The sequence below is a fragment of the Nocardioides sp. NPDC087217 genome, assembly GCF_044744805.1.
Lineage (GTDB): Bacteria > Actinomycetota > Actinomycetes > Propionibacteriales > Nocardioidaceae > Nocardioides.
In genome coordinates, this window is record NZ_JBIUZB010000006.1 from 377,537 (window position 1) to 400,735 (window position 23,199).

General features: G+C 67.6%; 20 protein-coding genes and 3 pseudogenes. 19 read left to right on the forward strand and 4 right to left on the reverse strand.

The window, feature by feature from the left end; genetic code table 11:
- Positions 1 to 236: 236 nt before the first annotated feature.
- Positions 237 to 1,142, reverse strand: a complete 906-nt coding sequence (locus tag ACIO3S_RS24670; RefSeq protein ID WP_400468405.1) for a helix-turn-helix transcriptional regulator — start codon at positions 1,140 to 1,142, stop codon at positions 237 to 239.
- 158 nt (positions 1,143 to 1,300) lie between these two features.
- On the opposite strand from ACIO3S_RS24670, the gene ACIO3S_RS24675 reads away from it, so the two are divergent.
- Positions 1,301 to 2,083, forward strand: coding sequence for an SDR family oxidoreductase (locus ACIO3S_RS24675; protein WP_400468407.1), 783 nt, complete (start codon positions 1,301 to 1,303; stop codon positions 2,081 to 2,083).
- A gap of 382 nt (positions 2,084 to 2,465) precedes the next feature.
- Positions 2,466 to 2,696 (forward strand): tautomerase family protein, encoded by a 231-nt coding sequence (locus ACIO3S_RS24680; RefSeq protein WP_400468409.1) that lies wholly within the window; start codon positions 2,466 to 2,468, stop codon positions 2,694 to 2,696.
- A gap of 791 nt (positions 2,697 to 3,487) precedes the next feature.
- On the opposite strand, the gene mftR is transcribed toward ACIO3S_RS24680, so the two are convergent.
- The gene (gene mftR, locus ACIO3S_RS24685; RefSeq protein WP_400468411.1) at positions 3,488 to 4,108 is read right to left on the reverse strand and encodes a mycofactocin system transcriptional regulator; all 621 of its coding nucleotides are present in this window, start codon (positions 4,106 to 4,108) and stop codon (positions 3,488 to 3,490) included.
- Between the two features lie 145 nt (positions 4,109 to 4,253).
- Here mftR and mftA point away from each other — a divergent pair, with 145 nt between their 5' ends.
- Genes mftA through mftF form a run of 7 tightly spaced genes read left to right on the forward strand, consistent with a single transcriptional unit; the run spans position 4,254 to position 10,045 of the window.
- Entirely contained in the window at positions 4,254 to 4,352 is a 99-nt protein-coding gene (mftA, locus tag ACIO3S_RS24690) for a mycofactocin precursor MftA (RefSeq protein WP_179658722.1), read from the forward strand.
- A 19-nt stretch (positions 4,353 to 4,371) separates the two neighbouring features.
- A complete protein-coding gene (gene mftB, locus ACIO3S_RS24695; RefSeq protein WP_400468413.1) occupies positions 4,372 to 4,656 on the forward strand; it encodes a mycofactocin biosynthesis chaperone MftB in 285 nt (94 codons plus the stop codon).
- A gap of 14 nt (positions 4,657 to 4,670) precedes the next feature.
- Complete coding sequence (mftC, locus tag ACIO3S_RS24700; protein WP_400468415.1) at positions 4,671 to 5,882, forward strand: mycofactocin radical SAM maturase; 1,212 nt, start codon at positions 4,671 to 4,673, stop codon at positions 5,880 to 5,882.
- Positions 5,883 to 5,911: 29 nt separating this feature from the next.
- Entirely contained in the window at positions 5,912 to 7,162 is a 1,251-nt protein-coding gene (gene mftD / locus ACIO3S_RS24705) for a pre-mycofactocin synthase MftD (RefSeq protein ID WP_400468417.1), read from the forward strand.
- Positions 7,159 to 7,830, forward strand: a complete 672-nt coding sequence (mftE, locus tag ACIO3S_RS24710; RefSeq protein ID WP_400468419.1) for a mycofactocin biosynthesis peptidyl-dipeptidase MftE — start codon at positions 7,159 to 7,161, stop codon at positions 7,828 to 7,830. The genes mftD and mftE overlap by 4 nt, the downstream gene beginning before the upstream one ends.
- Positions 7,827 to 8,618 carry a mycofactocin-coupled SDR family oxidoreductase gene (locus ACIO3S_RS24715; RefSeq protein WP_400468420.1) on the forward strand — a complete coding sequence of 264 codons (792 nt, stop codon included), beginning with the start codon at positions 7,827 to 7,829 and terminating at the stop codon, positions 8,616 to 8,618. Before mftE ends, ACIO3S_RS24715 begins: the two co-directional genes overlap by 4 nt.
- On the forward strand, positions 8,615 to 10,045 hold the full coding sequence (mftF, locus tag ACIO3S_RS24720; RefSeq protein ID WP_400468422.1) for a mycofactocin biosynthesis glycosyltransferase MftF: 1,431 nt from the start codon (positions 8,615 to 8,617) through the stop codon (positions 10,043 to 10,045). The genes ACIO3S_RS24715 and mftF overlap by 4 nt, the downstream gene beginning before the upstream one ends.
- A gap of 729 nt (positions 10,046 to 10,774) precedes the next feature.
- On the opposite strand, the pseudogene ACIO3S_RS24725 reads toward mftF, so the two are convergent.
- Positions 10,775 to 11,283 (reverse strand): annotated as a pseudogene (locus tag ACIO3S_RS24725) (methylmalonyl-CoA mutase family protein); the annotation flags it as partial.
- 25 nt (positions 11,284 to 11,308) lie between these two features.
- Here ACIO3S_RS24725 and ACIO3S_RS24730 point away from each other — a divergent pair.
- Positions 11,309 to 11,623 (forward strand): annotated as a pseudogene (locus tag ACIO3S_RS24730) (hypothetical protein); the annotation flags it as partial.
- A 181-nt stretch (positions 11,624 to 11,804) separates the two neighbouring features.
- Here ACIO3S_RS24730 and ACIO3S_RS24735 read toward each other — a convergent pair.
- Positions 11,805 to 12,554, reverse strand: coding sequence for an SDR family NAD(P)-dependent oxidoreductase (locus tag ACIO3S_RS24735; protein WP_400468424.1), 750 nt, complete (start codon positions 12,552 to 12,554; stop codon positions 11,805 to 11,807).
- A gap of 86 nt (positions 12,555 to 12,640) precedes the next feature.
- On the opposite strand from ACIO3S_RS24735, the gene ACIO3S_RS24740 reads away from it, so the two are divergent.
- From ACIO3S_RS24740 to ACIO3S_RS24780, 9 genes and pseudogenes are all read left to right on the forward strand, one after another.
- Complete coding sequence (locus ACIO3S_RS24740) at positions 12,641 to 13,780, forward strand: DUF2817 domain-containing protein (protein WP_400468426.1); 1,140 nt, start codon at positions 12,641 to 12,643, stop codon at positions 13,778 to 13,780.
- A complete protein-coding gene (locus tag ACIO3S_RS24745; RefSeq protein ID WP_400468428.1) occupies positions 13,774 to 15,345 on the forward strand; it encodes an AMP-binding protein in 1,572 nt (523 codons plus the stop codon). The genes ACIO3S_RS24740 and ACIO3S_RS24745 overlap by 7 nt, the downstream gene beginning before the upstream one ends.
- Positions 15,342 to 16,385 carry a serine hydrolase domain-containing protein gene (locus ACIO3S_RS24750; protein WP_400468430.1) on the forward strand — a complete coding sequence of 348 codons (1,044 nt, stop codon included), beginning with the start codon at positions 15,342 to 15,344 and terminating at the stop codon, positions 16,383 to 16,385. The genes ACIO3S_RS24745 and ACIO3S_RS24750 overlap by 4 nt, the downstream gene beginning before the upstream one ends.
- Before the next feature lie 25 nt (positions 16,386 to 16,410).
- The gene (locus ACIO3S_RS24755; RefSeq protein ID WP_400468432.1) at positions 16,411 to 16,914 is read left to right on the forward strand and encodes a MarR family winged helix-turn-helix transcriptional regulator; all 504 of its coding nucleotides are present in this window, start codon (positions 16,411 to 16,413) and stop codon (positions 16,912 to 16,914) included.
- 339 nt (positions 16,915 to 17,253) lie between these two features.
- A pseudogene (locus tag ACIO3S_RS24760) lies at positions 17,254 to 17,352 on the forward strand (hypothetical protein); the annotation flags it as partial.
- A 406-nt stretch (positions 17,353 to 17,758) separates the two neighbouring features.
- Positions 17,759 to 18,724, forward strand: a complete 966-nt coding sequence (locus tag ACIO3S_RS24765; RefSeq protein ID WP_400468434.1) for an ABC transporter permease — start codon at positions 17,759 to 17,761, stop codon at positions 18,722 to 18,724.
- A complete protein-coding gene (locus tag ACIO3S_RS24770; RefSeq protein WP_400468436.1) occupies positions 18,721 to 19,578 on the forward strand; it encodes an ABC transporter permease in 858 nt (285 codons plus the stop codon). Before ACIO3S_RS24765 ends, ACIO3S_RS24770 begins: the two co-directional genes overlap by 4 nt.
- Positions 19,575 to 21,503 carry a dipeptide ABC transporter ATP-binding protein gene (locus tag ACIO3S_RS24775; RefSeq protein ID WP_400468437.1) on the forward strand — a complete coding sequence of 643 codons (1,929 nt, stop codon included), beginning with the start codon at positions 19,575 to 19,577 and terminating at the stop codon, positions 21,501 to 21,503. The genes ACIO3S_RS24770 and ACIO3S_RS24775 overlap by 4 nt, the downstream gene beginning before the upstream one ends.
- A 132-nt stretch (positions 21,504 to 21,635) precedes the next feature.
- Positions 21,636 to 23,198: an ABC transporter substrate-binding protein gene (locus ACIO3S_RS24780; RefSeq protein WP_400468439.1), complete on the forward strand. Its 1,563-nt coding sequence runs from the start codon at positions 21,636 to 21,638 to the stop codon at positions 23,196 to 23,198.
- Position 23,199 lies beyond the last annotated feature (1 nt).

The following is a 23,199-nucleotide window of genomic DNA, read 5'->3' on the forward strand; positions in this document are numbered from 1 at the left end:
GGAGCACCGTGTACAGGTTCAACTCGAGCCCGACGGTCAGTATGGCGACGACGGTCGCGTCTGGCTGTGAAGTGTGTGGTGGACCTGCCGCCTGCATGTCGCGCTCCGTAGGACCATGCAGATCCCTGTCGCGGCGTCGCGCTGACGGGGAAGCATCGGGGGTTCCGGCCGAGGTACACACCTTTGCGGGTTAGGGGCCGCCACGCATTGCTTGGAAGGCACCTTTGCAGCGATGGTCAATGCTGCGATTCGGATTCCGCCGAGGACAACCTTTCCTGCGCCGTGCCCTCGGTGACGCTGAGGTCCTGGGTCCCTATGACAGACAGCAGCTCCAGTTGCTGGGCTCCCCGGCTTCCGGGCGGCGCCGTGAACCACAGGAGGCGCTGGCGTCCGTCCTCGCTGAGAAGGTTGTAGCAGTCGAGTTCGATAGTGCCGAGCGTGGGGTGGACGATCTTCTTGTGGTCCATGCGGCGCACCGCGACGTCGTGGGTGTCCCAGAGGGCGGCGAACTCCTGGCTGAGGCGGCGTAACACGGCGACCATCTTCGTCACTTCAGTGTCCCGGCCGCGCCGGGCGGCCGCTGCCTGGAGATCGGCCACGAACACCCGGGAGTGGTGCGGATGATCTTCGACTGGGTACCTCTCACGCGCCTGCGGGTCGGTGAACCAGCGGTAGACGAAGCTCGCGGCCGGACCGCTTGGTGCCGGGGACTTGCCAAGCAGGCCCAGGGCAAGGTCGTTTTCCACCAGGGTTTCGTGCAGGTCGGTGATGATGCGCGCGGGGGTGTTGGACAGGCGGTCCAGAAGTCCGAGAAGCGCGGGCTGCACGTGTGCCGACCGTCCGTGTGCTGCAGGGGGGACCGGCCGCTCGGCCAAGTGAAACAGGTGGTCGCGCTCGTCGCCATTCAGACGCAGGGCTCGGGCGAGGGCGACCAGGGTCTGGGTCGAGGGCTGCACGCGGTTCTTGGCGCTGCCGCGCTCCAGTTCGGTGTAATAGTCGGCTGACAGCCCCGCCAACTGGGCGACTTCCTCGCGCCGCAGCCCGGGGACGCGCCGGCGCGGGCCGTGGGGGAGACCGACATCGGCGGGTCGGATGCGATCGCGGCGTGTCCTGAGGAAGGCGCCGAGTTCTGGAAGGTTCACCCCTTCATGGTCGCTCGTGCGCCGGTCAGTAGCCAGGGGGCGGCATCCCCTGGGTAAGTACAGCCCTGGCTGTGGGTGAGGGACTGGCGGATTGTTGATGCGCAGCAGGGCGACGGCGAGACCGCGCCCCCGACCCGCATTCACCACAGGAGTCAATGATGCCTAACACCCCTTCCCGTGACGGGAAGCCGGCCTCGTCCCAGCCCCCCGCGTCACCTCGTGTCGCGATCGTCACCGGAGGCTCGCGCGGCATCGGCCGCCAGACCGTCGGCCGGCTGGCCGCCGACGGGTACGCCGTCGTGGCCGGCTATGCTGGTAATCAGAGCGAGGCCGAAGCCGCCGTGCACGAGGCCGTCACTCGCGGCGTCCGGGCGATCGCTGTGCGGGCTGACGTCGCCGACGAAGATGCCATCGCAGCCCTGTTCGACACGGCAGAGGCAGAGTTCGGCGGTGTCGACGTCGTCGTGCACGCCGCTGGGCGGGCACACATCGCCCCGATCGCCGAGCTGGACCTGGCCGTCTTGGACGACCTGCACCGCACCAACATCCGCGGCACCTTCGTCGTAGCTCAGCAGGCGGCTCGCCGAGTGCGGGCTGGCGGTGCGATCGTTACGTTCTCCACGTCCGTGGTGGGGCTGGCCTTCCCAGGCTACGGTGCATACTCTGCCAGTAAGGGCGCGGTCGAGGCTCTGACGCTGATCCTGGCCCGGGAGCTGCGGGGCCGGGACGTCACCGCCAACGCCATCGCGCCCGGCCCCACGGCAACTGACCTCTTCCTGGATGGCAAGGACGAGGAGACTATCGCCCGCCTGGCTGCCCAGCCACCGCTAGAGCGCCTCGGTACCCCGGCCGACATCGCAGAGGTCGTCGCGTTCCTGGCCTCCTCGGCCGGCCACTGGATCAACGGCCAGGTCGTCCGCGCCAACGGCGGAATCATCTGAACTTTCCGCGATCACCCGTCGATCGATGAAAGACCCTGTCATGAGGAACGATGACACAGGGAAAAGCCATAACTGGCGACAGGTGCCTCCAGCGGCATCGGCCACCAAGCCCTGATTGGCTATCTGGGCAAGCGCCTGGCCGCGCTCATCCCTCCAGAAGCCGACGTGACTGACGTAGTTGAAGCCGTCGTGCATTTGGCCGCGATGGCATATGGCACGCGGCGGCCACGCACCCTCATAGACCCCAGCCGAGACGGCAGCGACGTCGTTTCCACGTCCGCCCACCGCGTCCGCGTCGACTCTTCCGCCGCATCGGACTGGACAGCCTGCTCATCGCGGGCAACTCCCTGTAACACCCCATCGAGAGAAGGAACAACTAATCATGCCTTTCGCGAACTTCAAGGTCCCCGAAAAGACCCTCACCCCGAAGCAGAAGGAGGAAATCGTCACCCGCACCACCGAGCTGTACGTCGAGATCTACGGCGAGCGTGCCCGCAACAACACGATGGTGTTGGTGGAAGAGGTCGCCGACGGCGGATGGGGCATTTCCGGCAACGTACTGACCCTCGCCATGCTCGGCGAGGCGACGCTGACCGACACCGGCGACGCCTGACCGCGCCCCTCCCATCGTCCTGCAGCTAGGACGGCGCCGTGGAACTGAGGGTCGCCGCCGATCGTCCCGGCGGCGGCCCTCGGCTTGGTCCAGCTGGTTGCACAACCTACGGCTGGTGGGTGGGCATCACAGCCTGGGTGGCGGTGTCGACATCGACACGCGGCGCCAGTGTCATTCGCTCCGGTATCTCGGCTCCGGACCGCGACCACCTCGTCTGCCCGCCCTCGATCGGGTCCGCGACCCGATGCATGATTCGGGCCTGGTCGCATCCCCGGCCAGGGCCTTCTTTGCAGGAGCGTCGCGCGTGGGTCACCGCGATATCGACGCCGGGCAGGTCGCCTAGCGGCGCGGTTGTCGTCGCCTTGCCCGTGCTGGGATCGATCACGTCTGCGCGTCGCTCGCCCGCGGCGCTCACCCCTGATGGAGGGGTGTTGATTTTCATGACGTTTGAAGGGACTACGGGCAGTGGCTACCGATGGCCGACGGTCAGGTCACGGATGCTGACGACGTGCTTGGTGACGGTCTTTGATATCTATCAGGCGGACGGCCGACATTTGCCGGGGCCGCTGCAGCCGAAGGTGCTGGAGGGGCGGGAGCGGGAGGCCTGTGAAACGCACTCGCCGATCAGGTCACTGAGCGTGGTTCGAGCTGCGCTTGGTCAACAGCGTCGAGGCAATCGGGTGAGATAACGGGATTACCCCTTGGCGAGGTTTCGGCGCGTACGGACATGGATGGCGTGGCACGGGTGATGAATTGCTGATGATGTCTTGGAACCTGCTTCCTTCGGTGCGTCACTCGAGCCCGTCCGCGAGGTAGGTGCGCAGGTGGCTCATCGTGGCGTCGAGCAGGTGGGGGAGCGAAGCGTTCTCGTCGGCGAGCCATGCCTGATAGGAGGTCAGGGCGAGGGCGAGGGAGACCTGGCCGATGGTCTGGGGGAGGAGGTCGCCCGGGCGCGTGCCGGTGCGCTCGGCGACGTACTCGGCGATGACCTCGCGCCAACTGGCGTAGCGGAGCACGGAGTGGGCCTGGAGTGCTGGGGTGGTCAGGATCAGGCGCATCCGGTCGCGGTGGCTGGGGCTGGCGTCGGCGGGGAAGTCGTTGAAGGCGAGTACGCCGCGGTGGACCGCCTCGTGCAGCGGGAGGTCGGCGGGCATGGCGCGCAGGATTTCGCGGAAGCCGTCGAGGGTGCGGTCGAACTGTCCCCAGGGGATGTCGTTCTTGGAGGGGTAGTAGCGGGTGATGGTGCGCCTGCCGACGCCGATGGCCTCGCCGATGTCGTCGAGGGTGGTGGCCTCGAAGCCTCTGGTCATGAAGAGCCGGAAGGCGGCCTGCTCGATCTCCGCGTGCGTGGTCGCGGCGGGTCGTCCGCGGAGCGAGCTGCGCGGCGTCGCGTGGGCGGGCGTGGTCGGCATCCGTCGCAATCTATCAGCATCAACCTGGGTAAAAGACGCGTTCGTTCGAGCGAACCTCTATCTTTTTGACCCTCGGTGTCATTAATGTGGCGGGTGTCACTTTGAGATGCGTCTTCGGACGTGCCGACGATGAAGGAGAGCTGTCATGAACCCTGAAGAGAACACCCAGGTCGTGGACGAGGCCCTGACGGAGGAGTCGTTGATCGAGGAGGTCTCGATCGACGGCATGTGCGGCGTCTACTGATCCCGAGATGAGCGTCGTCATGACTGCTGTGAGCCTGGACAGCGCGTGGGCGCTGTCGCCGTCGGTGGCGCTGCGTCCCGAGCCTTTCGGGGCGCTGGCCTATCACTTCGGGAACCGGAAGCTGACCTTCCTCAAGCGTCCCGAGCTGGTGGCGGTCGTGCGTGCCCTGGGGTCGCACCCGGACGTGCGCGGTGCGCTCGTGGCATCGGGAGTGCCGGAGGGCCAGCACGCTGCGTACGTCGCTGCGCTCTCCGGCCTGGCCCGGACCGACATGATCCGACCCGCCCGACCCGAATCCGCCTGAGAAGGAGCGAGACGATGAAGCTGGTGGAGCACTTCGAGCTCGGCCTGGATGCGCCGATCTGCCTGACCTGGGAGCTCACCTACGCGTGCAATCTGGAGTGTGCGCACTGCCTGTCGAGCAGCGGCCGGCGCGATCCGCGGGAGCTGACGACCGAGCAGTGCGAGGCGGTGATCGACGAGCTGCAGCGGATGCAGGTCTTCTACGTGAACATCGGCGGCGGGGAGCCGACGGTACGTCCCGACTTCTGGCACCTGGTCGAATATGCCGTCGCCCACGACGTCGGGGTGAAGTTCTCGACCAACGGCGTCCGGCTCACACCGGAGCGGGCGCGGTGGCTGGCGGGCAGCGACTACGTGGACGTCCAGATCTCTCTCGACGGCGCCACCGCCGAGGTCAACGACCGGGTGCGGGGGACGGGGTCGTACGACACCGCGATCACGGCGCTGCGCAACCTGCACGAGGCGGGCTTCCGCGACGCCAAGCTCAGCGTGGTCTGCACCCGGGAGAACACTAGCCAGCTCGACGAGTTCAAGGCGATCGCCGACCGTTTCGGCGCGACGCTGCGGCTTACCCGGCTGCGTCCCTCCGGCCGCGGTGCCGATGTGTGGGACGAGCTGCATCCGCTGCCCGAGCAGCAGCGAGAGCTGTACGAATGGCTTGTCGCCAACGGCGACAATGTGCTGACTGGAGACTCCTTCTTCCATCTGGCTGCCTTCGGCCCGGAGGACGGCAGTGGCGCCCTGCCGGGCCTCAACCTGTGCGGCGCGGGCCGGGTGGTGTGCCTGATCGACCCGATCGGCGATGTCTATGCCTGTCCGTTCGCGATCCATGACCAGTTCCTGGCCGGCAACCTGCTGACCGACGGCGGCTTCGACAACGTGTGGAAGACCTCGGCGCTCTTCCAGGAGCTGCGCGAGCCGCAGACCGGTGGTGCCTGCTCGGGCTGTGCCCACTACGACTCCTGCCGCGGTGGCTGCATGGCCGCGAAGTTCTTCACCGGTCTGCCGCTGGACGGGCCGGACCCGGAGTGCGTCCAGGGGTACGGCGAGTCCGCCCTGGCGGAAGCCCGGACCATTCCGGCAGTCAGTCAGGACCACTCCCGCAGCGCTCCCAGCCGCAACGCGCCGGTGCTGCTGACGCTCTCGCGACGGCGTCCGGACTCCGATCTGGCCCCGCTGGTGAGTGCGTGCGCCGAGTCGCCGCTGGCCGGCTTCGCACCCAACTGACCCCTGAGAACAGAAGCGAGAAAACTGACATGGCCTGGAAGAACCCCTGGAAGCAGAACCCGTGGTTCGAGTCCGTCGCGGTGGCGCAGGAGCGTGCCCGCAGGCGGCTGCCGAAGCCGGTGTACGCCGCGCTGCTGGCCGGATCCGAGCGCGGTCAGACGATCGCGGACAATCAGCAGGCGTTCGCCGACCTCGGGCTCGCGCCGCACGTGGCCGGCCATCACGACAAGCGCGAGCTGTCGACCACGGTCCTGGGCCAGGAGATCGGGTTCCCGGTGATCATCTCGCCCACCGGCGTACAGGCCGTCCATCCCGACGGTGAGGTGGCAGTCGCCCGAGCGGCGGCGGCCCGGGGGACCGTGATGGGGCTGTCCAACTTCGCCTCGAAGTCGGTCGAGGAGGTCGTGGCGGCCAACGCAGCGACGTTCTTCCAGATGTACTGGACCGGCGACCGCGAGGTGATGATCCGGCGGATGCGCCGGGCCCACGCCGCCGGGGCGAAGGCGCTGATCGCCACCCTGGACTGGTCCTTCTCCATGGGCCGTGACTGGGGCAGCCCGGAGATCCCGGAGAAGGTCGACCTCTCCGCGATGCTTCGTTTCGCGCCTCAGGTGATGAGCCGGGGCAGGTGGATGGCGGCGTACGCCCGCAGCGGCGGGATCCCGGACCTGACCGCCCCCAACCTGGCGCCGATCGCCGACGACGGCAACCTGGGGGAGCCGCCCACGTTCTTCGGTGCCTACTACGAGTGGATGACCACGCCGCCGCCTTCGTGGGACGACGTCGCCTGGATGGTGAGCACCTGGAAGGAGTTGAGCGGGGGCAAGCCCTTCATGCTCAAGGGTGTGTGCCGGGTCGATGACGCGCTGCGTGCTGTCGACGCGGGCGTGGACGCGATCTCGGTCTCCAACCACGGAGGTAACAACCTCGACGGCACCCCGGCCACCATCCGGGTGCTGCCCCCGATCGCCGCCGCGGTCGGCGACCAGATCGAGGTGCTCCTCGACGGTGGCGTACGCCGCGGCTCCGACGTCGCCAAGGCGCTCGCCCTGGGCGCGCGTGCGGTGATGGTGGGGCGTGCCTACCTGTGGGGGCTGGGCGCCAACGGCCAGGCCGGCGTCGAGAACGTCCTCGACATCCTCCGCAACGGCCTCGACTCCGCGGTCCTGGGCATGGGCAAGGCCTCCATCCACGACTTCACGCCGCACGACCTGGTGATCCCCGACGGCTTCGAGCTCGCCCTGGGCCGACCATCGGACCAAGCATCGGACCGGCCGTGAGCCTGGTCGACCGTCCCTGGCCGGAGATCGTGCCGGGCGGCGCGGTCCTGGTGCCGGTGGGGTCCACCGAGCAGCACGGCCCCCACCTGCCCCTCGACGTCGACACGGTGATCGCGACCGCGGTGGCCGACGAGCTCGCCCCGCTCATCGGCGCCTCCGTCGCTCCGGCGGTGCCGATCGGTGCCAGCGGGGAGCACCAGTCGTTTCCCGGGACCATCTCGATCGGGACGGCGGTGCTGACCTCGGTCCTCGTCGAGCTCGGCCGCTCGCTGACCATCTGGGCCTCCCGGGTCGTCTTCGTCAACGGTCATGGCGGCAACCTGGACGCGGTCACGGCCGCCGTGACCGTCCTTCGTGCCGAGGGGAGAGAGGTGTCCTGGGTGCCCTGTCAGGTCCCGGACGCGGATCCGCACGCCGGCCAGACCGAGACCTCGCTCATGCTGCACCTGGCCCCGGAACGGGTACGTCTGCGGCAGGCTGTCCCCGGCAACACCCGCCCGATCGCCCAGCTGCTGCCGGTGATGCGGGCAGGCGGGGTCGAAGCCGTCTCGGCCAACGGTGTCCTCGGCGACCCGACCGGAGCGAGCGCCGAGCAGGGCAAGCGCCTCCTCGAGGCGATGGTCGTCGCTGCCTATGACCGGCTCCGGGTAGGAGCGGCGGCACGATGAGTGCCGAGACGACACGGGTCGCGTTGGTGACCGGCGCAGCGCGCGGGATCGGCGCGGCGACGGTGCGTGGGCTGGTGGCCGAGGGCGTACGCGTCGTCGCGCTCGACTGGTGCGTGGGGGAGGACTCTCCGGCCGGCTATCCCCAGGCCACGCAGGCCGACCTGGACGCCCTGGTCGCCTCGCTGCCGGCCGGCTGGGTCGAACCGGTCGTCGGTGACGTACGGGACCCGGCTGCGCTGACCGCCGCGGTCGATGCCGCGAAGGCGAGGTGGGGTCGGCTCGACGTCGCGGTCGCGGGTGCGGCGGTGATCGCCGGCGGGCGCCCGCTGTGGGAGGACACCTCGCTCGACCTGCAGTGGCAGATCGACGTGGCCGGGGTCTGGAACACCGCGACGGCGGCCGTCCCGGCCATGCTCGCCGGGCCCGATCCCGGCGGCTGCCGGTTCGTCGCGCTCGCCTCGGCGGCGGGCTCGCGCGGGCTGTTCCACCTCGCCGCCTACAACGCCGCGAAGCATGCCGTGATCGGTCTGGTGAGAGGTTTGGCCGCCGACCTGGCCGGCACGGGCGTGACCGCCTGCGCCGTCTCACCGGGCTCCACCGACACCGCGATGCTCGCTGCGACCGCCGACCTCTACGCGGTCGGCCCGGACGACCTCGCCGCCCACCAGCTCCTACGCCGCCCGCTCACGCCCGACGAGGTCGCCGCCACCGTCGTGCACGCCTGCTCGCGTGCCGGGGCGGTGCTCAACGGCTCGGTCGTCGCCGCCGATGGAGGCTTCGGCGGATGAGGCTGCCGGACGGGTTCGCGGTGCGGGTGCGCGATGACGTACGCCTCCTGCCCACGGCGGACGGCGGGCTGTCGCTGGTCGGCGGCTCACCGTTGCGGTCCATGCGCCTGGCGTCCACGGCTGCCGACCGGGTGGCCGGGAGGCAGGTGCAGGTCGACGATGCCACCTCCGACCTCGTCGCTCGTCGCCTGCTCGAGGGCAACCTCGCCGATCCCATGGGCCTCACGCCCGTCGATCCTGCCGAGCTCACCGTCATCGTCCCGGCCCGCGACCGACCCGAGCTCCTCGACCGCTGCCTGGCCGCACTGAACGGACTCCGCGTCATCGTCGTCGACGACGCCTCCCGCGACCCGGAAGCCGTCGCGGAGGTCGTGTTCCGCCACGGCGCCACCCTTCTGGTGCTGACCGACAACCTGGGACCCGCCGGCGCCCGCAACGCCGGACTCGCCCGGGTCGCCACGAGCTACGTCGCCTTCGTCGACTCCGACGTCGCCGCCTCTCCGGAGATGCTCGCGCAACTGGCGGGCCATCTCGCGGACCCTCGGGTCGCGCTGGTGGGGCCGCTGGTGCGAGGGCACAGCGACAAGGCTCGACCGTCGTGGTTCGAACGCCACGACATGGCCGCCTCCTCGCTCTCCCTGGGCACGAGAGCGTGCTCGGTGCGTCCTGGCGCGGCCGTCGGCTGGCTCCCGTCGGCCTGCCTGGTCGCCCGCACCTCGACCCTGCGCGAGGTCGGCGGGTTCGCCGGCGACCTGCGCGTGGGCGAGGACGTCGACCTGGTCTGGCGGCTGGTCGAGGCCGGGAACGTGGTCCGCTACGCGCCCGATCTCCAGGCCCTGCACGAGGTCCGCGGCACCGTGCGCGGCTGGCTCGGCCGCAAGCTCGTCTACGGCACCGGCGGCGCCGAGCTCGGCCGCCGTCACGGCTCCGCGGTCGCCCCGGCCGTACTCTCTCCGGCCATGGCCGCGGCTGGAGCCGCGATCCTCGCCGGCCGCTGGTGGTCGGCACCCGCGGCGCTCGCCTCGCTGGTCTGGGGCAGCCGCGTCGTCTCAGATGCCCTCCCTGACGTACCCGGCCGCCGTGGCCTTGCAGCCCGGCTTGCGGTGAGAGGACTCGGCTGGTCGCTGCGCCAGGAGTCAGCGCTCCTGCTGCGCCACTGGTGGCCACTCACGCTGGTCGCCTGCCTGCTCAGCCGCACCGCACGCCGGATGATGCTCGCCGCCCTCGTCATCGACACCGCCGTCGCCTTCCACGAGACCGACATCCGGCCCACGACCCTCCTCGGCCGCCGCCTCGACGACCTCGCCTACGGCACCGGACTCTGGCTCGGCGCCGCGAGATCCAGGTCCGTGCAATGCCTCAATCCGCGTATGGTGCGTCGGGACGGGGCATCAACCTCCTCAGCCGCCGAGCCGAGTGATTGGTAGATGCGTGTTGTAGTTCCACATCATTCAAGAGAGGTCAGGTAGGAAGATCCTGGATTAGTGGAGATCGCCCCGGCCCAGCGTCGCCGCCGACTGTTTTGAACACCGGATAGTCCCTAGAGCACTGGTCAGCGCGACGACTCTGGCATCGCCGCGGCCACGTCGGGCCCTGACCAATGCCCCAGCCTTGCAACGGCGTACCCGACGGCCTGTCGCTCGGCGTCTTCCCTTGCGCCCCAATGGCTGGTCCTGGCCGAGCGCTTCTCGACGGGGCTGGTCCACATCAACGACCAGACCACGGACGGCAAGCCCAACGCACCGTTCTGCGGGCCCGGTGGCTCCAGCACGGACGCTCATCACGGAAACTTTGGCTGCCAACTCGACGCGTTCGCCGAGATCCAGAGGATCACGGTGCGTGAAGGCCTGCCGCGGTACCCGTTCTGAAACCGGTCCGCTCCTTGAGTGGTAGTTCGCCCTACATCCTCCCGGGCGCGCAGATCACTGGTGTCAGCGCGCCGGGAAGCCACGTGGTTGCACGGCAACCCGCGATCCAACCCCTCAGCTAAGTGCTTCGGCTACTCGACATGCTGGTTCGGGGCTTGACCACAAAGAGCAGATGGAAGTGGTGCCTGGACGAAGGGCTCCCGTACGTCGCGGCACAGGTGCTGTGACGTACGGGAGCCGCGGGAGGTGTCAGGAGTGATGGCACCTCACTCATGGTGTGAGCGGTGATCAGACGTTGCGCCGGTACTGTCCGCCGACCTCGTAGAACGTCTCTGTGATCTGGCCGAGCGAGCAGACGCGGGTGGCCTCCCTAGCACGGCGAACACGTTGTCGCCCGAGGTCGCGGCTTCCTTGAGCTTCGCGATGGCAGCGGTGGCCTCGTCATAGTGGCGGGTCTGGAAGTCGCGGGGGCGGGTGAGCTGTGACTGCTTCTCGGTCTCGGTCGCGCGGGCGAGCTCGACCGTCTCCTCCTCTTCACCGGCCGACTCGGTTCGGCGGAAGGTGTTGACCCCGATGATGGGCAGCGTGCCGTCGTGCTTCTTGTGCTCGTAGAGCATCGACTCGTCCTGGATGCGGCCGCGTTGGTAGCCGGTCTCCATCGCGCCGAGGACGCCGCCGCGCTCGGAGATCCGCTCGAACTCGAGGAGTACGGCTTCTTCGACCAGGTCGGTGAGCTGATCGATGATGAACGGTCCCTGCAGAGGGCTTTCGTTCATCGCGAGGCCCCACTCGCGGTGCTGATGAGAGGCGTTCTACAGGCTCGTCGATGCCGCCTACGAGCGCCGCAGCCTGGCCATCGCCTGCGACATCCACCCCGCCGGGTTCGACACCATCGTGCCCAAGGCCCTGGCCACCGCCGTCACCGACAGGCTCCTGCGCCACGCCCACGTCATCACCACCGAGTGCACCTCCCTACGGCTCAGCGAGGCCACCGCCGGACGAGGGGTGGATCCCCTTGGTCTGAGCAACCCGACGACGAGGAGATCAGCCGTCCGTGTACAGGGAGATCCAGATGTCCCTTCACTTGGCGGCGTACCTCAGTTGTCGATGGCGATGTCGGGCCTCATGGAGCGTTGAGAACGTTGAAGTACTCCTTGATCATCCAACGCGAGGGGCCTGTTCAATTTCCTGACAGACCCGTCGTGGGCGAGCGTCGCGGGCGAGCCGGTTGACGATCTCGAACGATAGGGCGTGCCCGGACAGACGTCAGAACGTGCGTGCCGATTGCCTGGCCGAGTCGTTTGGCGACCTGCCCGCGTTAGCGGGGCGCCATCCGGAGCGCACCGTCCATCCGGACGACCTCGCCGTTGATGTAGTCGTGCGCGATGAGCTGGGTCACCAGTAGGGCGAATTCCTCGGGCCTGGCCAAGCGCTGTGGGAAGGGCACGCCTTCCGCGAGCCCGACGCGATACTCCTCGCTCACGGTGGCGAGCATCGGGGTCTCGACGATGCCGGGTGCGATGGTGTTGACGCGGATACCGTGCCTGGCGAGGTCCCTGGCTGCCGGGAGGGTCATCGAGACGACACCGCCCTTGGAGGAGGCGTACGCGGTCTGTCCGATCTGGCCGTCATAGGCGGCGATCGAGGCGGTATTGATCACGACGCCGCGTTGGCCATCCTCGAGTTTGGCGTTGCGCGCCATCTCGTCGGCCGCCAGCGCCAGCACCGTGAAGGTGCCGACCAGGTTGACTGACACAACCTTCGCGAAGAGGTCGAAGTCGTGGGTCCCGGCACGCCCGACAATGCGGGCTGAGGGGCCGATCCCGGCGCAGTTCACCGCGATCCGCAGCGGGGCGGCGGTGGCGGCCTCAGCCACGGCGTGGCCGACCTGGATCGGGTCTGTGACGTCTGCCGATAGCTGGGTCACGCCGGCGACGGGCTTGACGCCATCGAAGGCGAGGTCAAGTGCGAGGACGTGTGCGCCGGCGTCGGCCAGTGTGCGAGCGGTCGCTGCTCCCAGCCCCGACGCTGCGCCGGTGACGATTGCGGAGGTTCCGTGGATGTCCATCTGTTCTCCTGGTCTGTGTGCGTGAGTGGCCGTTGGTTAACGCGCGAGAAAGACGCGTTGCCAATAGATGGTAGTGCATGTAATTATTGATCCAAGAAATCGATGAGACGATCGATGCCGTGGCGAAACCGGAGGTTGCTGTGATTGAAGCGTTCAGCGATACGTATGCCGAGGCGCGTCGCAGGTTCCTCGACTTGGTAGCTGAGCGGGGCGCGCAGCTCGAGTCAGTGCCGCATCCGACCGAGCGCGGTGCCGAAGGTGAGGAGTTGGCCATCGACCTGGCCACGTTCGGTGATCCCGAGGCGGCCAAGACCTTCCTCGTCGTCTCGGGCACCCACGGCCAGGAGGGCTTCCTCGGCTCGGCCCTCCAGCTCGAGCTGCTCCGCGACCTCAAGATCCCGGATGGGGTCAACATCGTGGCGCTGCATGCCCTGAATCCGTGGGGCTTCTCGCACCGCTCGCGCACAGATGAGAACAACATCGACCTCAATCGCAACTTCCTCGATCACCAGGCCCCGTTTCCTCGCAACGAGCTCTATCGCGAGCTGTTCCCGACGCTGTGCCCCGAGGACTGGACGGAAGAGACGCGCGACTGGAGCGGTGTCCTCGACGAGATGGTGCGTGTCCATGGGCCGCAGCAGATGATCACCGCCCTCTCGGGCGGACAGGCTGTAGAACCGACCGGTATCACCTACGTCGGCGACCGACCGGCCTGGTCCCACACGGTCGTCGCCGAGCTCCTGCCGCGCGCGCTGGCCCACGCCGAGAAGATTGCCTTCATCGAATGGCACACCGGCATCGGCGAGTGGGGCAAACTCGCGCACATCTGCAGCCTCCCGGTCGGCTCGCCGGGGTACGAGCGGGTGGTCGATTGGTTGGGGGAGTCGGCACGCACCAGCTTTTCCTCCTCGGCCCGGATGTCGGAGGGGCACACCCCGTCATACACCGGATTCTTCTCCGCCTGGCTGCCCAGTACCGCGCCGTGGGCGGAGTGGGCCGGACTCCTGATCGAGGTCGGCACCTACGACAACCTGGCTGTGCTCAATACGGTGCGCATCGACCGGTGGTTGAAGTACGCCACCGGGCGGACCTACACGTCGCGCGAGGAGATGCTGGACATGATGATGGAAGGGCTCAACCCTGCAGCACCGGCTTGGCGCGAGGCCGCGATGGCCAACGGGGTCGATGCCCAGAAGCGCATGCTCGAAGGGCTGGCTCGATGGTGACGGACCGACGCTTCGAGCACCTCAACGACCTGCTTGTCCGCGCGCTGCGAACGCATTCAGACAAGACACTTGTCGTCGAGTCCGACGGCACGAGCTGGACCGGCGCGCAGCTCGAGGTTGCGATCGCGCGGTGCGCCGCAGTTCTGGACGGGCTAGGTCTCCGGTCCGGTGACCGGGTCGCGCTGCTCTCCGGAAACCGCGTCGAGGTGCTCTTCGTCCAGCAGGCCGTCGCCGCGCTAGGCGGGGTCTTCGTGCCGTTGCACCCCTTGGGCAGCCCCGCCGACTTCGCCCACATCCTCAACGACGCCGCGGCGACCCACGTCGTCGTAGACGGCGCACGGATCGACGAGATCACCGAGGCAGTGGAGATCGCGGGCAGTAGCCCGCAAATCCTGAGAATCGCGGGCGGGGGAGCGGACGACCTACAGGTGCTCTTGGCGGCCGAGACTGCGACCGTGCTCGAGCCGCGCCCCACCGACCCCGAGGCGATCTGCCGCATAGTTTACACCGGGGGCACCACCGGGGTGCCGAAGGCGAGCCAAGTCAGCTTCCGCAGCATGTCGACGATGTATGGCATCCAGCTCGTGGACTGGCAATGGCCCGACGAGATCCGCAACCTGCTGGTCGCTCCGCTCAGCCATGCCGGCGGGGTCAACTTCGTGCCGACGATCGCGCAGGGCGGCACCCTCTACGTCCAGCAGTCCTTCGACGCGGGCGAGTTCCTTGCCGCGGTCGAACGGCACCACATCACGTGTGCCCTGCTCGTGCCGACGATGATCAGCGCAATCCTGGACCACCCGCGCTTAAGCGAGTACGACACCTCCAGCCTCGCCACGGTGTTCTACGGAGCCTCGCCCATCTCACCGCAGCGACTCAGGGACGCCATCGCCTGGTTCGGGCCGATCTTCTTCCAGTTCTACGGACAGGCCGAGGCGCCGACCACCGTCTGCGTGATGCGGCGCGAGGAGCACGACGTCACGTCCGATGACCGCATGGCGTCCTGTGGGCGCCCGATCGCGGAGGCGGAGGTGCGCCTTGTTGACCACGACGACGTCGAGGTGCCCGACGGGCAGCCGGGCGAGCTGTGTGTCCGCGGCCCTCTCCTGATGAGCGGCTATCTCAACCGGCCTGAGGACACGGCCCAGGCGATGCGGGGCGGTTGGCTCCACACCGGTGATGTCGCTATACGCGACCCGGACGGGTTCCTGCGAATCGTGGACCGCGCCAAGGACCTCGTCATAACCGGCGGTTTCAACGTCTACCCCCGCAACGTCGAGGACGCACTCGAGGAGCACCCCGCTGTCGCCGCGGCGACGGTCTTCGGCGTCCCGGACGACTACTGGGGCGAGATCCTCGTCGCCGCGGTCGAGGTGCGCCACCCCGGTGTGACGATCGACGACCTCAAGGCGCACGTGCGCGAGCGCAAGGGCTCCGTACAGACGCCGAAGCGCATCGACATCGTCGAACGCATCCCGCTGACCCAGGTCGGGAAGCGTGACAAGAAGGCGCTCCGACGCGCGTTCATTGAGCAGACGCAAGCCAAGACGAGCGGAGGACCCCGATGAGCACGACACACGCGCTGCGCGAGCAGCTCGCCCGACTGATGGAGGAGCGTCACGTGCCCGGCCTGCAGGCCGTGGTGCTGCGTCACGGCGAGATCGTGGCTTCGGAGACGCTCGGCATGGCCAACTTAGAGCACGACGTGGCGGTGACCCGGGAGTCGGTGTTCTCTATCAACTCCATGGCCAAGGCGTTCACCGGGATCGCCCTGATGCAGCTGGTCGAGTCCGGCGACCTCGACCTCGACGCCCCAGTCTCCCGCTACCTCGACGCGCTGCCCGAGGCCTGGCAGCCAATCACGATCCGACAGCTCGCCACCCTCACCTCCGGGCTGCCGGAGATCATGGCCTACGGCGCGGACAGTTCCGTCGGGCTGGTCGCAGCGGACGAGGAGGCTGCCTGGGCCGTCGTGCGCGCCGCACCGATGGAGTTCGAGCCCGGTCGAGGCTACAACTATGTACAGACCAACTACGCCCTGCTTGGCAAGGTCATCGACCGGTTGAGCGGGAGGCCCTTCGTCGACTTCATTACCGAGCGCCAGTTCGACATTGCCGGGATGACCCACACGCGCTACGCCAACGACCACGACCTCATCCCCCACAGGGCAGACACCTACATGAGCATCGACGCCTCGGGTGAACCCACCGGGCGCATCGACAAGAGCCGCCTGGACTGGCCGCACCTGCTCCGTACTGCCGCGGGACTCCACAGCACCGCCGACGACCTGGCCGCCTGGATGTCCGCCCTCGAGAGCGGTGCGCTGCTCTCCCCGGCGAGTCGCCACACTCTGTGGACCCCGATCCCCACCCATGACGGCAGCCCCGGCTTGTGGGGGATCGGTTGGCTCGTCTTCGAGCGACCTCAAGGCCTGGTCCCGGCGCCGGGCGGTGGCGGCAAGGCCCAGATCGCCCGGTACCCCGACGGGCTGACACTGATCGTGCTCACCAACCTGCTCGGCGCGTTCCCCGAGCACGTGGCGGTTGCCCACGGCAAGCCGATCGATCTCGTCTACATGGACGATCTCCTCCCGTACTGCCCGCATTGAGACCCCGTGACGATAGGCTGCCGTAGTGGACTTGGATCGCGACCTCATCGAGGTCACGCAACAGGAGTTCGAGCGTCGTGGTGCTCATTCCCACCGCCAGCTCGCCGTCTCCCTCGAGGTGGAGCGGATCAACCGCCTCGTGCAGGTGGCCGCCCAGCCCGCCCTCGCTGCAGAGAACCTGACCTTTGCCGGCTGGCAGGCGCTGACCGCGCTCAGCTTTCATCCGGCCAAGCAGATGCCAACCGCCAAGCTGGCACTGCGTGTCGCGGCCCACCCGACCACCATCACCCGCACCGTCGACCGGCTCGAGCGCAGCAAGTTCGTCCGGCGATCCCAGGGCAGCGACCGGCGCGTCACCGTCGTCACCTTGCTCCCTGCGGGTGAGGCCGCCCAGGAGGCCGTCGCCACCGCGCTCGACAGCAGCGAGTTCGGGCTCGCCGGAGTTCCGGCGGACTCGCTGGACGAGCTCGCAGAGATGCTCCGAAAGGTCCGGATGCTCGTCGAGGAGCGAATTGCCAGTCCCGACTGAGCCGCTGGCCTAGTGCAACACGCGGACGTCGTGGCCACGGTCGACCGGTCTGGTTCCCGCGTCGGTCTAGCTGTGATGACCCAGGGATGTCGTACCGCCGTGCGTCGGCGAGCCTGCCTGCACGGTGAAGTCCTCCGGTTGTGAAGTGGAACTGTCTAGTTCACACACTTCGCCCGACCGGAGGCCCTCATGTCCCACGCTAACGCTGCTTTGACTCTGCGCGCCCGTTTGCGGCTTGCCCAACTCGTCATCGACCGCGGATGGACGAACGCAGGCTGCGGCCAAGGTGGTCACGGCCGATCACACGCCGTGAAGAAATGAGCTGAGCGCTACCGCAGCGAAGGAAGCGCGGGTATGGGTGACCGCAGCTCACGACCACGCTCCAGCCCGACCAAGACGACCTCTGATGGGATACGCCACATCGTCGGGCTGCGGTGACGACACCGACTCAGGCCGGTTCCAGATCGCGCCAGCAGGCCCGGGATGCGGGCCTCGACCGTGCACACGGTCCTGATGCACTGCCGGATCAACTGCCTCTCGCACGTCGAACATGTCAGCGGCGAGCCAATGCGCCGCTATGAGTGCGACCACTCCGGCTCACTGATCCACGTCGGCGTCACCAAGTTCGTCACCCCCCCCGATGGCAGCGGCTGGCGCTACGTCGACAGACAACAGGGCAAGAGCCTGATCGATGCGCTCTGTTCGGCTTCGGAGGCACCAGAAGTATTTGATGATTTACCAATTGATGGCTTGCGGATAGTTGGTAATGCATGTAAGTCTGAAACACGCCGCCACCAAAGACCCGACGGCGTTTCAGGACCACCTGCACCTCCAGGGAGCGCACATGACTGCTCAACGCGTGACGCTGTTCCTCATGCGACGCCTCGGCGCGTTGCTCGCGATGCTGACGATCTTGTCCTTCGTCATCTACTCGCTCCTCTACATCGCTCCCGGCAGTCCGGTTGACATCCTGCTCGGTTCGCAGCCGCGAACGCCGGAGACCGTGCAGTTGCTCAATGAGCGCTACCACCTTGACGAGCCGTTTCTGACCCAGTATTGGATCTGGGCGCAGTCGGCGCTGCACCTGGACTTCGGCACCTCGATCCAGACCACCCTCCCGGTCGAGGAGGAGATCAGCTCCCGACTTCCGGTCTCGCTGTTCCTGGGTGTCTTCGCCTTCGCACTCACCATGGTCCTCGGCGTCGGTCTCGGGGTGGTCTCGGCGCTGCGCCGAAAGACCGCCGTCGACCGCGGGATCGTCGGCGCCTCGGTCGTTGCGCTGAGCATGCCGGCGTTCGTCAGTGGCGTACTTCTGCTGTTCCTGTTCGCGATCGTCTTCCCGATCTTCCCGGCGACAGGTGCCGGGGAGGGCTTCGCTGATCGGGCGTGGCACCTGACCCTGCCCGCGGTGGCACTGGCATTGACGGTCTCGGCGTTCGTGCTCAAGCACACGCGGGCCGCGCTGATTGGGGTCATCGACCAGGACTACGTGACGTTCGCCCGCTCGCGGGGCCTCGGGTCGGCGCGGATCCTGCTCACCTACGTGCTCCGCAACGCCCTCATCCCGATCGTCACCATCAGCGGACTGGTGCTCGGAGCCTTGATCACCAGCGCGTTCCTGGTCGAGGTGACGTTCTCGCTGCCCGGCATCGGAACCCTCCTCGTCGATGCCGCGATCAACAAGGACCTGCCCATGATCCAAGGCGTCGCGCTGGTGATCGCCGTGGTCATCATGGTCGCGAATCTGCTCGCGGACCTTCTCTACATGGCAGTCGACCCCCGGATCCGACTCGGAAGGAACGCATCATGAGCATCACACTGGAGACCGGCAGGAGCCGCTTGCGGCGCCGCCAACGCGCCTCGTGGTCCGTGGTCCTGTGCGTGACCGTGATCATCATCGTCGCGCTGCTGGCGCTGCTAGGCGAGTCGATCTCTCCCCAGGACCCCGACTCCCAGATGACTTCTCTGGGGATGTCTGGCCCGAGTGCCGAGCACTGGCTGGGGACCGACCAGCTCGGCCGCGACATCTTCTCCAGGCTCATCGTCGGTGCCCGGACGGCGTTCGTCGGCCCGCTGGTCATCGCCGCCTGCTCGCTGGTCATCGGCGATCTGCTTGGCCTCGTTGCGGGGTACTTCGGGGGATGGGTCGACTCGCTCATCATGCGCTGGGTCGACCTGATGTGGTCGATCCCCTCGCTGCTGGTCATCATCGTCGTCGCCGGAGCATTCGGCGGAGGCTACTGGCTCGCGATCGGCCTCCTGATCATCCTGGTCGTACCGATGGATGTACGAGTCGTCCGCGGCGCCACGCTCGAGCAGGTGCCTCGCCCCTACGTTGAGTCGGCGAAGACCCTGGGCGTGTCGAACATCCGGATCCTCGTATCGCACATCTGGCCCAACGTCGCCCCGGTCGCAGTCGCGAACTCGTTCCTCATCTTCGCCACCGCACTGGTGTCACTGTCCGGGCTCTCGTTCCTAGGTCTCGGGGTGAACCCCGGCACCCCGGACTGGGGTCTGATGCTCGCCGAGAACCTCGATCTGCTGTTCATCAGCCCGGTCGCTGCGCTCGCGCCCGGCCTGATGATCGTGATGACCGCAGCGTCGATGAACGTCTTCGGCGACTGGACCTACGAGCGACTTTCCGAGAGAGGAGCGTCGCGATGACGCGGACAGATCGCACCCGGACCACGGCCGAGACCATGACCAAGACGGCAGCCGCACAGAGCGGGGAGACCTCCGTTGGCACCGAACTTCCGGCGGGGCCTGCAGCGGTGCCAATTCTGAAGGTGTCCGACCTCTCGGTCGTGCACAGGACGCCGACCAGCACCTCCACCGTGGTATCCGGGGTCGACCTGTCCATCGCCTCTGGTGAGATGGTCGCAGTCGTCGGGGAGAGCGGCAGCGGGAAGTCGGTGACCGCGAAGGCGATCATGGGCCTGCTCCCGCACGGACTCCACACTAGTGGCACGATCGCCTTCGACGGCGAGAACCTGATGGACCTAGGTCCCCGCCAGCGACGGGCGATGCGCGGCAACGCGATCGGGATGATCCTCCAGGACCCCTTCACCATGCTGAACCCCGTGATGCGGGTCGGGCGCATCCTGGTCGAGTCCTTGCCGCCAGAGCTTGCCCGACGTCCACGCGCAGAGAAGCGGCAGGAAGCCATCCGGCGACTGGCCGAGGTCGGCATCGACGACCCGTCGGTGGTCGACCGCTACCCCTTCCAGCTCTCGGGCGGCATGCGCCAGCGGGTGGCCATCGCCGCAGCGTTGGCATGCGACCCCGAGCTGCTGATCGCAGATGAGCCGTCGACCGCGCTCGATGTCACCACACAGCGCGAGATCCTATCGCTGATCAAGGACCTCCAGCGCTCCCGAGGCATGGGCGTCATGCTGATCACCCACGACCTCCGGCTGGCATTCGGAACCTGCGACCGGGTCCACGTGTTCTACGCAGGCTCGCTCCTCGAAGTCGCCCCCTCGGCAGACCTCGAGCACGAACCGTTGCACCCCTACAGCCACGGGTTGCTGTTGTCCGAGCCCCCGGCCGACCGCAAGCTGCGCGAGATGCTCTCGATCCCGGGATCCGTGCCGGCGCCCGACGACGTGGCTGGCGGCTGCGCCTTCGCGCCACGCTGCCGGTGGGCGACAGAAGTGTGCATCGAGACGCGGCCCGAGATGGTGGGTGTGGGAGAGCAACGGTGGTCACGGTGCCTGCGCCTGCCCGAAATCCGAGACGAGATGGCCGAGATCCGCGCGCGGGTCGAGGTCGGCGTCGATGAGGTCACCCCGTCTGATGGCACCCGCGATCAACTGATTCAGGTCCGCGATGTCGTCAAGCAGTTCGACAACGGCAAGCAGGGCGTGCGCGCTGTCGACGGGGTGTCCATGGGCATCGGGGCAGGGCGGAGTGTCGGAATCGTGGGCGAGTCCGGCAGCGGAAAGACGACGCTGGCGCGGATGCTCATCGGGCTGGAGACCGCGTCGACCGGCGAGATCGAGATCGGCGGCGTCGCGGCCAACGACTGGTCGGCGCTGAGCCGCCGCGACGCCCGCCGGCTGCGGAGCACCGTGCAGATGGTCTTTCAAGATCCCTACTCGAGTCTGAACCCGAAGCGCACCATCGGCTGGACCCTCCAGGAGGCGATCCGAACCCACGATCCGAAGGCGACCGACGTCTCGGCCCGGGTGGCAGACCTGCTCGAGACGGTCGGGCTACCCGCTGCCTACGCCCAGCGTAAGCCGGTGGCCCTCTCGGGTGGGGAGCGGCAGCGCGTGGCCATCGGGCGGGCCCTCGCCGCCCGGCCGCAGCTGCTGATCTGTGACGAATCGGTCTCGGCGCTCGACATGTCGGTGCAGGCGCAGATCCTCAACCTCTTCGGGAAGCTCCGCGAGGAGCAGGGCATCGGCTATCTCTTCATCACCCACGACCTCGCCATCGTCCGGCAGATCTCGGACTACATCTACGTCATGCACCGCGGACGGGTCGTCGAGCACGGCCCGACGAGCGACGTGCTGGATCGGCCGAGGGACGCCTACACCCGGAAACTCGTCGACTCGGTGCCTCGATCCGACGGATGGGCCACCTAGTGGTCTGGACGTGACGGGCGCATGGCACCCACAGAGCAGCAGCCGGACACGGAGAAAAGACAAACGACGGAGCACGACATGGACATGGGATCGACCCCCAACAATCAATCGACAGATGAAGTGAGGAAGCTCATGCGAAGACCACGTGCGATCGCGGCCGCGGCGCTCATGGCGATAGCGGGCCTCAGTGCCTGCGGAAGCCCTTCCACCCCGTCCGCGGACGGTGGCGTCCTCCGAGTCGGCATCGTGGGCACCACGAGCACGGTCGACATCATCGACTCGCAGATCGCGCCGCTCATCTCGAGCGCGAGCCTGGAGAACCTCGTACGGCTCAAGCCGGACGGAAGCCTCGAACCCCGCCTGGCCGAGAGCGTGGAGAACCCTAGCCCGACGGAGTACGTCTACCACCTCAGGAAGGGCGTGGAGTTCTGGGACGGCCAAGAGCTGACCTCGGAGGACGTGGTCTTCTCCCTGGAACGCTACCGCGACCCTAACTCCTACACCGCGGCGAAGTACCGCACCGTCGACACGATCGAGGCTACCGACGAGTACACGGTGACCGTGACGCTGAAGACCCCGGACTCCAACTGGCCGACCCAGGCGTCGATGTTCTCCTCCCAGATCATCCAGAAGAAGTTCTATGAGGAGCACGAGGACGACTTCGGCAACCCCGGCACCCTCGTGATGGGAACCGGGCCCTACGAGATCGTCAAGCTGGACCCGACCAGCGGCGCAGAGTTCAAGGCCAACTCCGACTACTGGGGCGGCGACGTCGAATTCGAGACGATGGAGGTCAAGTTCTTCGACTCCGAGACCAACGCTGCGATTGCCCTACGCGCCAAGTCGATCGACATGGTTCCCAGCGTCGCGAACGCGACGTCGTTCAAGTCGACCTCCAAGGCAGAGATCGTCAGTAGCCCGAGCTGCTCCTTGGGCTTCGTCGCGCTCAACACACAGTCGGCACCGTGGGACGATATCCATGTGCGTCGCGCTGTCGCTTACGCAGTGGACCGTACGGCGTTCGTGGACGACGTCGACGGTCACGCCGACCCGATCACCACGTTCATCCCTCCGCAGTCGCTCGAGACGATCGCGTCGCCGGAGAAGGTCGAGGCGATGATCGAGTCGCTCCCGCAGTTTCCACACGACCTCGACAAGGCGAAGGCGGAGTTGGCCAAGTCGGCCTATCCCGACGGCTTCCAGGCCGAGCTGCCGACCACCGACTTCTCCAACAACGTCACCGGATCGCAGATCCTGGCCGACCAGCTGGGCAAGATCGGCATCAAGCTGACGGTCAAGAACCAGACCATCGCGAAGTGGGTGGCCGGCGTGGGAGCAGCAGTCGAGAAGCGCCCGGCGGTCTACACCGCAGGTGCCGGCTGCACCCCGACGCCGGGCTACATGCCGTCCTACTGGCTGGGTTCCGCAGGCCTGGTCGACGGAGGCAGCAACCTCGCCGGCTACGGGCCCCCCGCGGCGGACCGCATTATTAAGCAAGCCTCGGAGGCCACCACCCCCGAAGCCCAGTTCGAGGCCTACACCGAGCTCCTCACCCAGCTGGCAACCGACGTCCCCTACATCCCGATCATGGCGCTCCAGGCCAACCTGGGCATCGCCTCAGGGTTCGAGTGGGCGAACTACACGCAGCCGTGGTGGAACGCGCCGTGGCCGCTCAACATCACCCGCACCAGTTGAC